Raw genomic sequence first — 14,581 nt, 5'->3', positions numbered from 1 at the left:
CGGGGTGGCGGTCACCATTCTCACGCGGGCGGCTGGTGCTGGTTCCTGGGGCGGTCCGGATCGAGCTCGCCCGAGGTGGCCAGGCCGATCCAGATCTCGCCGAGCCTGTTCAGGTGGTCCTGCATGTCCGTCCTCAGTGCGGCGGCCGCCGCCTCCCGCTCGGCGGGTGTGTCGTGCTCCGGTGCCATCGGGCCCTTCCGGTAGCCGACGCCGTACTCCACGTCGACGTCCGGCATGTACGTGGTCAGGTAGTCCGAGCAGTGCCCGTGCCCCTGCCCCTGGCCGCACGGCTCGCGTTCGGTCCAGAGGTTGACCGTGGTGTAGTCGCCGTTCTCGGCGCGCTGGTTGAGCCGTTCCATCCAGCGGCCCTCGTGCGGCTCGGAGTGCTCCGAGGTCCACCCGAACGTGTTCAGCGGGATCGAGCTGTCGATCACGTACCGGACCCTGTTGTTCGCGTCGACGGTCTCGATCACGGCGAAGTTCTTCCCGGAGAAGTCGGGCCGGTGGTCGCCTCTGACCGCCTTGACCGTCTGCTTGCGAACGGCCCGCGTCGCCGCGGCCTCGGTCATCCCGTCCTCGTGCGCGTGCTGTTCGTAGTACTGCTGGGTCAGGTGCTGGCGCACCAGGTTCGCGGGGTCCGGCGGCCGGGGCTTCTCGCCCGGCTTCAGCGGCCGGTGCAGGTTGCCGCGATCGGTCGTCCAGAAGTCGTGCCGTTCGTGGAAGCCCACTCCTCGCGACTGGGGGTCCAGGTGCCGCTTGTCGTTCTGCTGCGCCTCCGCCTCCAGCTCCGAGAGCTTCGACCGGTCGTGGTCCTCGCGGTAGTGGTAGGGGTCGGCGACGTGTTCCGGGCTCGCACCGACGGCGTAGTCCCGGTGCACCGCCAGGCTCAGCCGGCCGAGTGTCGACAGCACGGCGCCCCGCTCGCCGGCGCTGAGCTTGTCGAAGTCCGGCAGCGCCCTGACGAGTTCGTCGTGGTCGAGGCCCAGTTGGTGCTCATCCTCGCCCTTGAGGTTGGCGCGGGCGCGGTCGGCGCTCTCCTGGAGGAAGTCGCCGAGCGACTTGTCGGTCGTCCGGGCGGCCAGGAAGTCGTACGCGACATCGAGATCCGTCTGCTCGACCCGCGCGTTCTCGCGGCGCCGCAGCACCTGCTGCTCGTTGTCCGGGAGCATGCCCCGGTGGGTCTGGTCGTCGGGCTGGTGCGCGTTGTACGGCGCGGAGCCCTGGCGACCGCCGGTCGCCGGGTCGTCGTCGGTCTTCGGCTTCTTGTTCGGAGGCGATCCGTCCGGCTCGGCGTCGCCCTCCGCGTCGGGCTTGTGCTTGCCGGCCGGGTCGGCGGGTCGGCGATCGGCGGCGCCCGTCGCCGGGTCGGGGCGGGTGCCGTGGCCGCCGGACGGGTGGTCTCCGTCGTGCCCGGCGGGTGGGATCGGGCGACGGTCCGGGCCGAGGGGGACGGCCCAGACGCCGTGCCCGCCGTCGTGCAGCGGGCGATCGCCGCGGGCGCCGGTCTGGTTGTCGAGGTAGGTGATCTTCCCGTTGTGGTTGACCACGTTCCAGGCGTGGGCGCGGCCGTGGGCATCCTGGGTGATGATGACGGCCTGCGAGCCGTGGCCGGCCCGGCGGAGCTGGTCCTCCAGCCGGTGGTAGGCCTGGTCGCCGTTGCCGAGGTCCCGGAACGGCGCGCCGAGTTGACGCTCCGCCCGGTCGCGGCCGCCCCGCTCCCCGTCGCCACTGCCGTCGTCGCTGCGGGGGGCGGCCGCCGTGGGGTTGCCGCTGTAGGTGTCGGCGCTGGAGAGGGCGACGTCGAGGCAGTTGTTGTCGCGGCCCGGAGCCCGGTGGCCGTCGCCGTTGACCGCGCCGGGCCAGTCACCGTGCGGATCGGGATGGCGCTGCGGAGTGCCGTCCGGGTTGCGCGGGATCCGGCTCTCCAGGTCCTGCTGGTGCCGGGGGTCCACCGGTGCGAGGCCGCCCGGGGTGTCGTGCGGCCGGCTCTCGGAGATCGGCCGGTCGTGCGTGGGGGAGGCCTCGGGACCGGTGTCCGGGCCGACCGGATCCGACGGGTCGTCGGTGCGGGGGCGCTCGACCGCGGAGGGGTGGTGGCCCGGGGTGGGGTGGTCGTCGGGGCCCGGCCGGTCGGTGGCTGGCCGGTCGGTGGGCCGGTGGGACGGCTGGTCGGCCGACGGGCGGGCGTACGCCGCGCGGGGGTCCGGGCGGGCGGCGGTGTCGGCACCGGTGCCGGGGGTGCGGGCCGGTCGGTCCGCGTCCGGCCGTGCGGTGGTGGCGGCGGGCCGTGCGGTGGTGGCGGTGGGCCGGGCGCCGTCGGGCTGCCGCCCGAGCGAGACCGGGCGGTCGGCCTGGTCCGGACGGCCGCCCGGCTGCCCCGCATCGGCGGGTCGTCCGGTGACCGGGCCTGCGGTGGCCGGCCCGGTCACCGGTCCGGTGCCGGGTCGTGGGGCCGTCGTCCCACCGCCGGACGCCGCCGGAGGCGCCGTCGGGACGCCTGCGCCGGGAGCGACCGGCCCGGTGGCCGTCGGGTTGCCGGTCTGCTGGCCGGTCTGCTGGCCGACGGGGCCGCTCTGGTCCGGGTTCGCGCCGGGGGCCGTACGGCTCGTCGGCGGGTCGGCCACGGCTGTCGACGCGGTCTCGACGCCGGCCGGGCGGTGCGGACCTTCCGAGCCGGCCGGGTGTGCGCCCGCCGGCGGGGGGACGTGCGGAGCCGCCGCCGACGGAGTGGTCGGAGCATCACCACCGCCGTGCGGCACGGTCGTGGGTGCGGAGCCGTCGCCGCCTCGGACGGGGCCGAGAGTGGGCGTGGCGCTGCCATGGGTCGACGGGTCGTCCGTGCCCCGCACGGGGCCGTGGGCGGGGCTCGGGCGACCGTCCGCGCCGGGCACGGGCGTCGGTTCGGGCGTCGGGTGTGCCGTCCCGGGGGCCGGACGGGTGTCCGCCGGCTGCGAGGGGGCGGGGCGGCTGTCGGTGCCGTCGTGTGGTGCCGGAGTGTCGTGCGGTGCCGCAGTGGTGACGGCCGGCTCGGCGGGGCGGTCGCCTCCGGTGCGGGCGTCCACGGGCGCTGCGGTCGCGTCGCTCGCCGGGGCGGGGCGGTCGGTGGTTCCGTCGCGAGGGGGCGGGGACCCGTCGGTCGCCGGAGCCGTCCCGTGGTCTCCCGCGGGCTGGGTTCGGGAGTCCGTGCCGGTGTGGGGGCCGGCACCGGTGTGGGCCGGGCCGTCCGCGCGTGCCGGGGTGTCGGGGGTGTGGCCGTCCGTGCCGGTGTGGGTGGGGGAAGCCTCCGAACCGGGGGTGAGACGGGTGCCGAAGGGGTCGAGGGGCGCCGTGCTGCGAGCGCTGTCGTGGGGCGGCGGTGCGGTGGGCCGGTTCGCTCCGGAGCCGCTCTGCGTGGTGCCGGTGCCGGTGTCGCCGTGGGCCGCGGACGGGTCGTCGTGGCCGCCTTCGGCGGCTCGACCTGCCTCGGGGTGGTTCGTCGCGCCGCGCGTCGGGCCCCCGTCGCCGACGGACGGCGTCCGCGACGATCCGCCGCCCGAGCCCGGGGTGCCCGACGAGCCGGACGGTGTCGAGCCACCGTCGCTGGTGGTCCCTCCGCCTTCGCCGTGACCGGAACCACCTTCGCCGTGCCCCGAACCGCCTTCGCCGTGACCGGACTCGCGGTCGCCGGAGTCGCCCTCGCCGGGACCGCCGCGGTCGCCGTGTCCGGCCGCGTTGTCGAGATGGCGCCGCGCCGCGCCGCCGGCCCGCGAGCCGGCCCCGTCGCGCAGGGCCTCGGTGAAGGTCTGGCCGGAGTTCTTGGCGGCGTCCTTGAAGTCCTCGGCGCCGCGCTTGGCGGTGCGGCCGAGGTCGTAGCCGTTCTGGGCGCCGAAGCCCTGGTTGACGGTCTGCGAGATCAGGTCGCTGATCATGCCCTGGACGGCGGAGACGACCGGCTCCTTCAGCGTCTCCACGACGGCTTCGACCAGGGCTTCACGCAGTTCCTTCAGCAGCCGTCGCACGATCATCTTGGTGGCTGCGGTGGCGCCGAGGGCGCCGACCTCGGAGAGGCCGAGGGTGAAGGGGGCGGCCGCCTGGGCCGCGATGATCTCGACCGCGAGCATCACCAGTTGCGCGATGACCGCGATCTTGCAGGTGATGACGATGACGGCGGCGGCGTCGAAGGTCGTGGCGATCAGGCGGGCGGCCGTGGCGGCGTCCGCGAGGTAGCCGTCGCCACCGGTGGAGAACTTGTCGAAGGCCCTGCCGAACGCGTCGACCGAGTCACCGCTGTTCGCCGACCGGACGGTGTTGGCCGCGTTCAGGGCACGGTAGTTGAGCTCGTCGACCTGGTCGGCGAAGTCCCGCCAGACCTGCGCGCACTCCCGGAGCTTGTCCTCGTCGGCCTTGGGCCAGTCGAAGCCGAGCATCTCCAGGACCCACTCGACACTGTCCGGCAGCATCAGTGACACGGGTAGCTTCCCCCCAAGGGCATACCCCGACCGATCGGCCACAGGGGGCGATCAGCCGGAACGAACGGCGGAACGAAAGGCGGAGCGGCCGTGCGGGGCACGGCGCGGTGGCGGATCCGTCAGGTCCGCGGGCGGTGCATGGTGTGGATCTCGGTGCCGAGGGAGTCCGCGCGGCCGCCCAGGGCGTCGAGGCGATCGGTCGTCAGGTCCTCGTTCTGGGCGTGGTTGTCGGCCATCGCCCGGAGTTTGCCGCCCATCTCGCCGAGGCGCTGCGCGAGCGAGTCCATCGACTCCTGCATGCCGTCGCGCAGGCCCTCGTAGACGATGCCGAACTTCTCGCCCAGGTCGTCGTCGCCCCACGGGGGCTCCTTGCCCTCCAGGCCCTGCAGCCGGGACCTCAGCTGGTCGGCGGCCTGCTGGAAGTCCTGTCCGACGTCGCCCAGGGCGGTGCCCTGGGCCCTCAGGATGGTCTCGTCGACGATGACCTGCTGCGCCATGCTTCCCCCACACCCCGTCCCCGTACCGTCCGGGTCTCCGCTGCGGAGCCCGTCCGGCGATCATGCGTTGTCGCCTTCGTCGGATGATCCTACGCAGAAGGGTGTCGGCCCGGTTCCCCGCCGGCGCTCGCCCGCGGTGGCGTCAGGCTGCGGCGGCGGTGTTCTGCAGCGTGCGCAGCAGCTCGAACCCCGCCGCGTCCACCGAGCGTCGGGTGTTGCTGAGGACCACGACGGCGACCCTGCGCTCCGGGTCGAAACCGGTGAAGGAGGCGAAGCCGCCGGTGCCGCCGTTGTGCCAGAGCTGGAGGTGGCCGCCCTGCCGGGGGTGGAGGCGCTGGCCGAGCCAGCCGAGGTGGATCCAGGCGAACGGGTTCCTGAGGTGCTCGGTCGACCGGGTCAGCGCGATCGCCTCCGCCAGGCCGTCCGGGCCGGAGCCGAGTTGCGCGCGCAGGAAGGTGACCAGGTCGGCGGCGGTCGACCGCAGGCCGCCCGCCCCGGCGAGGCCGGCCAGGTCCCAGGCGGGCGTCGGCCGGCGGCGGGCGGTGTGCCCCTGGGTGAGCAGGGCGGGACGGGTGACGCCGGTGTCGCCCAGCCCCAGCGGCGTGCAGATCTCACGGTCGATCAGGCTCTGGTAGTCGGTGCCGGCGCGGTGGGCCAGAGCCAGCCCGAGCAGCCCCGCGCCGAGGTTCGAGTAGCGGAACCGGTGCCCCGGCGTCGCTGCCTGACGGGTGGTGGGCAGGCCGCGGAGCAGCACGTCCGCGGTGCAGCCCGCGTACGGGTCCGGCGTCGAGGGGCGCAGCAGTGCGCGCAGCAGCATCCCCTTCGGCAGCCGTGGCAGCCCCGAGGTGTGGGTGGCCAGATGGCGCAGGGTGATCTCGGTGCCGCCGCGCGACGGTACGGCCGTGCCCTTGGGCAGCAGCCGGACCAGCGGCTCGTCCAGCTCCGCGGCCCCCGCCACGACCAGCCGGGCCAGGGCGAGCGAGGTGAAGACCTTGGTGACCGAGCCGATCTCGAAGACGGTGTCCGCGCCGGGAGGCCCCGACCGGCCGCCGCCCGGGCTGCCCGCGCCGCGGATCGCCACGCCGTCGCCCGCCACCGCGGCCACGACCACGCCGACGTGACGCTCCACCAGCCGGTCCGCCGTACGCCGGGCCAGGTCACCGAGGTCTGTCATGGCGCTCAACCTAGGGGGCCGGCCGGGCGCGGAGATCGGCCCGGATGGTGATTCCGGGCCCGCCCTCTCCTCCTTGCGGTCTCCTCCTCGCGGCGTACCCGCGCGGTCAGGGAAGGGTGACGACGACCTTCCCCCGGATGTGCGTCCCGGCGAAGTCGGCCACCGCCCGCACCGCTTCGTCGAACGGGTAGCGGGCGCCGATCTCGATCCGCAGGCCGCCGTCCGCCGCCTGGTTGGCCAGGCGCTCCAGGTCGCCCGGCAGCGGGTCGAAGGTGCCGATGTAGACCGGGGTGACGTCCCGGTCGAGTTCCGCGGGGCCGTAGAGCGGCGACACCAGCCGGCCGCCGGGGCGGGCGGCCCGTGCGCTCGCGGCCAGGCCCTCGCCGTTGTTGACGAGGTCGACCACCACGTCGACGCCGCCGGGCACCAGGTCGAGCGTCGCGGCCACCACGTCGCCCGCCCGGTAGTCGACCGTCTCCGCGGCGCCGAGCCCCCGGACGTAGTCCGCGTCCGCGGCGGTGGCCGTGGCGATCACCCGGGCGCCGAGACCGGCGGCGAGCTGTACGGCGTACAGGCCGACCCCGCCGGTGGCGCCGATCACCAGGACGTTCTGCCCGTCGCCCAGCCCGGCCGCCCGCAGCAGGCAGACCGCGGTCATGCCCGACTCCGGGACGGCGGCCGCCCGGACGGCGTCCAGCGCCGAGGGCCGGTGGGCCAGCTTGGGCCCGGGCGTCACCACGGTGTACTCGGCCACGGAGCCGGCCGGTCCGGTGAACGCCAGCACGGGGTCGCCGGGCGCGTAGCCGGTGACGCCGGTGCCCACCTCCGCGACCGTCCCGGCGGCGTCCATCCCGATCACCAGCGGGTGCTCGACCGGGAAGAACTCCTTCAGCCCGCCGGTGATCAGCGCCAGGTCGAGCGGGTTGAGCGCGGCGGCCTCCACCCGCACCACCACCTGGCCGGGTCCGGCGGACGGCTTCGGCAGGTCGGTGAGGGCGATCGCGTCCAGCGGCTGGTAGGCGGTCGAGACGAGGGCTTTCACGGGCAGCTCCGGAAGGACGGGGGAGAGGACGGGGGAGGGCCGGCCCGCCGGGCGCGCCGAGGCCCATCCGTTTGTACGCCGCCGGGCCCGCCCGCCCGGGGAGGCTGACCGCGCGGGCGGGCCGGCTCGACACGGACGGGGGCATCCGCGGCCTCCGGCGCCGGCCCGCACCGTCGGCCGGGTCCCTCAGCCCCGGCGGGTCAGGCGTCCCAGCCAACCGCCCCGCCGCCGCGCCGCACCGCGCTGGGCCGGCACGGGCCGCCCGGCCGCCGCACCCGGTGACCGCCGTGCGCCCGGGGGCCGTGCGGAGCCGAGTGCGGCCTGCCGGTCACTGATCTGCCGCCAGGTGCGCGGCGGGCACGGGCCCTTCGCGCGATCGTTGAGGAAGTCCTCGTACGGGACGGTCCTCGGTGTCACCCCGACCTCGACTCAGCAGGGCTTCCCGGAGCGGTTCCAGCCGTCGGTGCCCATCCGGATGTGGTCGGGCCGGTCGTCCTTGTCCTTGGTGGTGATCTGCAGGACCTCGGCGTGGTCGGCGTGGGCGTTCACGATCACGCAGTAGTGCCGGCTCCGCTCGTCCCGTTCCCGGTACGGCACCAGGGCGAGCCAGACCTCGCCGGGTGCGGGCGTGGCCCCGCCGGCGGTGGCGGGCGGGCGGTGCGGGGCGCGCCGCGCCCGGCCGCGGACGACCTTGAACCACACCCGTGCCGCCACGCCGACCACCAGGCACTGCAGGTCGGCCGTCGGTACCCAGCCCGGCTCCGGCCCGAAGACCTTCGGGGCCAGGAACTCCCGGACCAGGACCGCGAGCAGCGACGCGAGCCCGGTCAGCACCGCCGCCCGCAGCGGCACCGCCCACCACGGGCCTCGGCGCCCGCCCCGCCCCGCCGTCCAGGCCAGAACCAGCGCCGTGCCGTACGCGAGGGCGACCAGGACGCCCAGCTGCGGCAGGTTGGCGTGCTGCGGAGGGTCCTGGGCCGCCATCAGGTCCGGGACCAGGACGGGCAGGCCGAGCAGGTAGCCCAGCGCCACGAAGAGGACCACGATCAGCACCAGGAGCACACACCCCGGGCCGGACCCTCTCGACCTGTCGTACCGACGCGCCATGTCCGTCGCTCCCCACCCCGCCCCGCCCGGCCGGTCGGCCGCAATCTAGCGCAGGGGGCGGCCGCCCGGGGGCGTACCGCCCGGAACCGTCCCGGCGGGCAGGTCCGGTTCAGTGCCCCGGCGGCCCGGTGGGGAGGTTCCGGCGGCGCCCGACCAGGGCGTCCCACGCGGGGTCGGGGAGCCCCGGCACGGTCCGTCCGGCGGCCCGCCAGGCGGCCGCGAGGGAGGAGTAGATGGGGGACTCGGGAAAGCAGCGGATCGTTTCTGCTCGGACCTCCCGACGGGGAGCCGGCAGCGCGGAGGGAGGCACGGTCATACCCGGACCAACGACCGCACCGCCTCCCCGGGCACGGCCGGGGCCACCTGTCACCGGTTCGTGGCCGGGTCCGTCCGCCACCCGCACCGGCTCCGGCGCCGGGCTCACAGGGGGGTGGGCGGGGCTGTGCGGGGGCGTTAACCGGTGCCGCGGGGCCGGTGTGATCTCTCGGTAACGGCCCCTTCCTAACGTACTGAGGGTGGGATATCCCCACCGCCGGCCGCCGTGCCCCACAGTGGGGCGGACGGCGAGGAGGACTACCGAGGGGAGCAGCCGTGACGGCACCGGGCCCGAAGGTCACCAGCACCGTGCGGACCGCCTGCTCCTACTGCGGGGTGGGCTGCGGGATCGTGCTCGACGTCGCCGTGGACGGCGCCGGGCGGCGGACGGTGGCCAAGGCGGCGGGGGACCGGAGCCATCCGGCCAACGCGGGCCGGCTCTGCACCAAGGGCGCGACCAGCGCCGACATGCTCGCGGGCGGTGGCCGGCTCGGCACCGCCCTGGTGCGGACCGAGCGGGGCGCCGACCCGGTGGCCACCGACGTGGACGCGGCGATCACCGCCGTCGCGGGGCGGCTGCGGGCGATCCTGGACGAGCACGGGCCGGACGCGCTGTCCTTCTACGTCTCGGGTCAGATGACGCTGGAGGCCCAGTACCTGGCGAACAAGCTGGCGAAGGGTTTCGTCGGGACGAACCAGATCGAGTCCAACTCCCGCCTGTGCATGGCCAGCGCGGGCACCGGCTACAAGCTGTCGCTGGGCGCGGACGGCCCGCCGGGGTCGTACCGGGACTTCGAGCACGCGGACGTCTTCCTGGTCACCGGCGCCAACATGGCGGACTGCCACCCGATCCTGTTCCTGCGGCTGATGGACCGGGTGAAGGCGGGCGCCAAGCTCATCGTGGTCGATCCGCGCCGCACCGCGACCGCGGACAAGGCCGACCTCTTCCTGCAGATCAGACCGGGGACCGACCTGGCGCTGCTGAACGGCCTGCTGCACCTGCTGGTGGAGAACGGGCACACCGACCCGGCGTTCATCGAGGAGTTCACCGAGGGCTGGGAGGCGATGCCCGGCTTCCTGCGGGACTACCCGCCCGCCCGGGTCGCCGAGATCACCGGGATCCCCGAGGCGGACCTGCGGCGGGCCGCGCAGTGGATCGGCGAGGCCGGGGAGTGGATGAGCTGCTGGACGATGGGCCTCAACCAGTCCACCCACGGCACCTGGAACACCAACGCCCTGGTCAACCTGCACCTCGCCACCGGCGCCATCTGCCGCCCGGGCAGCGGCCCGTTCTCGCTGACCGGCCAGCCGAACGCGATGGGCGGCCGGGAGATGGGCTACATGGGGCCGGGCCTGCCCGGGCAGCGGTCGGTGCTGGTCGCGGAGGACCGGGCGTTCACCGAGGACCTCTGGGGGCTGCCCGCGGGCACCCTGCGCACCGAGGTCGGCCGCGGCACCGTGGAGATGTTCTCGGGGATGGCCGAGGGCGGCATCAAGGCCTGCTGGATCATCTGCACCAATCCGGTGGCGTCCGTCGGCAACCGGAAGACCGTCATCGCCGGCCTGGAGGCGGCCGAACTGGTCATCACCCAGGACGCGTACGCCGACACCGAGACCAACGCGTACGCCGACGTGGTGCTGCCCGCCGCCATGTGGTCCGAGGCCGAGGGCGTGATGATCAACTCCGAGCGCAACCTCACCCTGGCCCCGCAGGCCGCCGACCCGCCCGGACAGGCGCTCCCGGACTGGCAGCTGATCGCCCGGGTCGCCTGCGCGATGGGGTTCGAGGAGTCCTTCGGCTACGCCAGCGCCGAGGAGGTCTTCGAGGAGATCAAGCGGGCCTGGAACCCGGCCACCGGCTACGACCTCCGGGGCGTCAGCTACCGGCGGCTCCGCGACACTCCCGTCCAGTGGCCGAGCGCCGACGCCGACGGGCCCGACCGCAACCCCGTCCGCTACCTCAACGACGGCGTCAGCCAGCGGCTGCTGGAACGGCCCGACGGCACCCGCCCGCGGCTGGCGTTCCCCACCGCGAGCGGACGCGCCGCGTTCTTCCCGCGCCCGCACCTGCCGGCCGCCGAACTGCCGGACGACGACTACCCGTTCGTGCTCAACACCGGCCGCCTCCAGCACCAGTGGCACACCCTCACCAAGACCGGGAAGGTCGCCAAGCTGAACCGGCTGAACCCCGGTCCGTTCGTGGAGGTCCACCCCGAGGACGCGCAGGCGCTGGGCGTCGCCGAGGGCGACCACCTGGAGGTCGCCTCGCGCCGCGGGCGGGCCGTGCTGCCGGCGGTGGTCACCGACCGGGTGCGGCCGGGGAACTGCTTCTCCCCGTTCCACTGGAACGACCTGTTCGGCGAGTACCTCAGCATCAACGCCGTCACCAACGACGCCGTCGACCCGCTGTCCTTCCAGCCCGAGTTCAAGGTCTGCGCCGTCTCGCTGCGGGTGGTCGCGGCCCCCGAGGGGGAGGCCGGCGCCCTCGACGGCGCGGCGGGCGGGCAGTCCGCGCCGGCCGCCCACCGGGCGCCGGCGATGTCCGGCGTGGCCGTCCCGGAGCAGCGCGCGGAGGAGGTCGCCCGGCTCAGCGGCCTGCTCGGCGTCGCCGACCTCGGCCGGCCGGTCTTCGCCGAGCACGAACGGCAGTTCCTGGCCGGGTTCCTGGCCGGTCTGGGCAGCGTCCCCCCGCCGGCGGCCCTGGTGCCCGTCCTGCCCGCGCAGGCCCCGGTCGCCCCGGACCGCGCGCTGTGGGTCAACGGCGTGCTGGCCGGGATGTTCTCCCGCACCGCCCCGGCCGCGGCGCCGCGGACCCCCGGGGCGACGGACGGCGACGGACGGCCCGCGGCGCGGGCGACCGGGCGGCAGGAGGCCGGGCCGCAGGGGCGCGAGGTGGTCGTGCTGTGGGCCTCGCAGACCGGGAACGCCGAGGAGGCGGCCGGCGTGGCCGCCGTCCGGCTGGACGAGGCGGGCTGGCGGCCGACACTGCTCAGCATGGACGACCGCAGCCCGGACGCGCTGCCGCCCGGCGTCCCCGTCCTCTTCGTCACCAGCACCTTCGGCGACGGCGACGCACCGGACAACGGCGCCGGGTTCTGGACGGCGCTGTCCGCGCTCTCCGACCGGGACCGGGCCGCGATCGGGGCGTTGCGCTACGCCGTCCTGGCCCTCGGCGACTCCAGTTACGAGGACTTCTGCGGCCACGGGCGCCGCCTCGACCAGCGCCTCGGCGAACTGGGCGCCACCCGGCTGGCACCCCGGGCCGACTGCGAACCCGATGACGACGAGACCGCCGCCCACTGGCTCGGCCAGGTCCTGGCGGCCCTGGCCGAGCACGCCGAACAGCCGCCCGGTGCCGCACCGGACGGCCCGGCGGCGACACCGCCCGCCACGGCACCCCGCACCGCGGCCGTCGACCGCACCGCGCCCGCCCGGCCCGCCGCGCCCGCCGACCGCGGTTCCGGGTACACCAAGGCCTCCCCGTTCGCCACCCTGCTGATCGGCAACCGCCTGCTCAGCCTGCCCGGCTCCGCCAAGGAGATCCGGCAGTACGCCTTCGACACCCGCGGCGGCGACCGCGGGGACCTCGCCTACGAGGCCGGCGACGCCCTCGGCGTCTGGCCCGTCAACTGCTCCGCCCTGGTGACCGAGTGGCTGGCCGTCACCGGCCTCGACCCCGCCGAGGGCGTCGAGCTGGCGGACGGCGGGCCCGTCCCGCTCGGCGAGGCCCTCCGCACCCGCCTGGAGATCGCCAGGCTCACCCCCGACCTGCTGCGCTTCGTCGCCGAGCGCACCGGCGACCGCGACCTCAGGCGGCTGCTGCGCCCGGACAACAAGGGCGAGCTGGCCAAGTGGAGTTGGGGCCGCCAGGCGGTCGACATCGTCGGCGCCCACCCGGTGCGGGCGAGCGCGCAGGAGTGGGCCGGGGTGCTCAAGCGGCTGCAGCCCCGGCTGTACTCGATATCGTCCAGCCCGCTGGCCCACCCCGGCGAGGTCCGGCTCACCGTGTCGGTCGTCCGCTACGGCAACGACCTCGGCCGGGCCCGCAAGGGCGTCTGCTCCACCTACCTGGCCGACGCCGCCGACGACGGCCCGGTCCCGGTGTTCGTCCAGCGCTCGCCGCACTTCCGTCCGCCCGCCGACCCGGCGACACCCATGATCATGGTGGGTCCCGGCACCGGGGTGGCGCCCTTCGTCGGCTTCCTGGAGGAGCGGCGGGCCCGCGGCCACACCGCCCCCAACTGGCTGTTCTTCGGCGAGCAGCGCGCCGCCACCGACTTCTACTACCGCGAGGAGCTCGCCGCGTTCCGGGCCTCCGGCCACCTGGACCGCCTCGACCTGGCGTTCTCCCGTGACCAGCGGTCGAAGATCTACGTGCAGGACCGGATGCGCGAGCACGGCCCCCGTCTGTGGAACTGGCTGCAGAACGGTGCCCACTTCTACGTCTGCGGGGACGCCGGCCGGATGGCCAGGGACGTCGACCGGGCCCTGCGCGAGATCGTCTCGGCGCACGGCGGCCTGGGCGAGGACGAGGCCGCCGCGTACGTCAAGCAGCTGGCCGCCGACAAGCGCTACGTCCGCGACGTCTACTGACGGCGGCGGGGCCCCTCGTACTCCGAGCGGAGCGGGAGGAACGGTCCCGACCGCCCGACCGCCCGATCAGTGGCAGGCGGCGCCGGAGGTCTTCCAGGTGGCGGCGTCGACCATGGTGGCGGGGGCGAAGGACTCCGCGGGCATCTCCCGGCCGTCCCTGAGCCGGTCGTAGACGGTCTGGACGGCGAGTGCCCCCACGGCCCTGCCGTTGATGAACAGGGCGGCCCGCATGCCGGTCGGCCTGCCGGAGACCCAGTTGCGGCAGGCGAGGTAGGCGCCGAGGCCGACGCCGATCACGTGGTCGGGGCCGACCCCGGCCTCCTGCAAGGCGGTGACGGCGCCCTGGACGTTCTCGTCGTTGCAGCCCCAGACCACCCAGTGCCGGACGCCGGAGCGCTCGGCCGCGACCGTCGCCGCCACCTTCTGCTGCGCGCCGGCCACCGTGTTGTCGGTGCCGAGGTCGAGCGTGGTCACCTGGCCCGCCTGGAGGAAGGCCTCGGCCGCGGCGTCCACCCGCTCCCGGCAGACGCTCACGTCGTGCCGCCAGACCGACACCACCCGGGTGTCGGCCGGCTTCCACCCGGCCTTGCGGTACTCCTCGGCCGCCCGCCGGCCGACCTCGAAGCCGGTCTGCGCGCTGCTGAAGCCCACCCGGGGCACCAGCCGCTTGTGGGCGCAGACGGCCGGGTCGGCGAGGTTGGTGCAGATCTGATCGTCGGAGGCCAGCAGCACGACCCCGGCGTCCCGGGTGATCCTGGCGACCTCCGGGCCCACCACCGGGTCCGGCACCACGACGATCACCCCGTGGGCCCCGGCCCCGACGGCGGACCGCACCTCCCGGACGGTCCGGTCGGCGTCGGTGCCGACGTCGACCACCTTCAGTTGGACGCCGAGCTCGGCGGCCCTGGCCCGGGCCCCGTCCGCCTCGTCGAGGAAGTACTGCTGGTCGCCCTGCTTCTGCAGGTAGACGAGGGAGATCGGCCCCTTGACCCGGGCGGCCGCGTCCGAGGACTTCGGCTGACCGGCGGAGCAGGCGGGGAGGCACAGCAGGGTGAGAGCGGCGATGACGGCGACTCTCGTGCGGTACGCCGTGACACGGAACATGGGGCCCTCTGATGAGCGTCACGGACCGGGCCGCCGGTCCGCGAGCGGGTCGGTCGCGCCGGCCCTCGGGGGTGGGCGCGGGCCGGTGACCGGCCGCGTCCCGGGGCGGGCGGAGGCCGGTGCCGGGTGGACGGCGCCGAGCCACCACTGTTGGTTGTAGCGGGTGTTGCGCTCCCGCCGCCGCAACGACTCGCCGTGCCCGCCGTTCTGGCCCCGGACCACGCCGTAGGGTGCGAACTGCCCTTCGAGTCCGCATACTTGGTGCGATCCACCACCGGCCGCCGGCGGGCGGGCCGGCGTG

Annotated in this window: 7 protein-coding genes; 1 reads left to right on the top strand and 6 read right to left on the bottom strand. The window is 75.3% G+C overall.

Features of this window, described 5'->3' with window-relative positions:
• Nucleotides 1-20: 20 nt before the first annotated feature.
• The 5 genes from ACIOFR_RS16635 to ACIOFR_RS16615 form a co-directional block, all read right to left on the bottom strand.
• A complete protein-coding gene (locus tag ACIOFR_RS16635) occupies nt 21-4,439 on the bottom strand; it encodes a toxin glutamine deamidase domain-containing protein (protein WP_400997426.1) in 4,419 nt (1,472 codons plus the stop codon).
• Between the two features lie 128 nt (nt 4,440-4,567).
• Entirely contained in the window at nt 4,568-4,945 is a 378-nt protein-coding gene (locus ACIOFR_RS16630) for a hypothetical protein (RefSeq protein WP_400997354.1), read from the bottom strand.
• A 142-nt stretch (nt 4,946-5,087) separates the two neighbouring features.
• Nucleotides 5,088-6,119, bottom strand: coding sequence for a serine hydrolase domain-containing protein (locus ACIOFR_RS16625; RefSeq protein WP_400997352.1), 1,032 nt, complete (start codon nt 6,117-6,119; stop codon nt 5,088-5,090).
• Between the two features lie 106 nt (nt 6,120-6,225).
• Nucleotides 6,226-7,161: an NADP-dependent oxidoreductase gene (locus ACIOFR_RS16620; RefSeq protein WP_400997349.1), complete on the bottom strand. Its 936-nt coding sequence runs from the start codon at nt 7,159-7,161 to the stop codon at nt 6,226-6,228.
• 429 nt (nt 7,162-7,590) lie between these two features.
• Entirely contained in the window at nt 7,591-8,214 is a 624-nt protein-coding gene (locus ACIOFR_RS16615; RefSeq protein WP_400997347.1) for a hypothetical protein, read from the bottom strand.
• Between the two features lie 645 nt (nt 8,215-8,859).
• On the opposite strand from ACIOFR_RS16615, the gene ACIOFR_RS16610 reads away from it, so the two are divergent.
• A complete protein-coding gene (locus ACIOFR_RS16610; RefSeq protein ID WP_400997345.1) occupies nt 8,860-13,176 on the top strand; it encodes a molybdopterin-dependent oxidoreductase in 4,317 nt (1,438 codons plus the stop codon).
• A gap of 66 nt (nt 13,177-13,242) precedes the next feature.
• Here ACIOFR_RS16610 and ACIOFR_RS16605 read toward each other — a convergent pair whose 3' ends face one another.
• Complete coding sequence (locus ACIOFR_RS16605) at nt 13,243-14,280, bottom strand: substrate-binding domain-containing protein (protein ID WP_400997343.1); 1,038 nt, start codon at nt 14,278-14,280, stop codon at nt 13,243-13,245.
• Nucleotides 14,281-14,581 lie beyond the last annotated feature (301 nt).

This window comes from Kitasatospora sp. NPDC088346 (assembly GCF_044740765.1).
GTDB lineage: Bacteria > Actinomycetota > Actinomycetes > Streptomycetales > Streptomycetaceae > Kitasatospora.
This window is presented reverse-complemented; position numbering and strand designations above follow the sequence as displayed.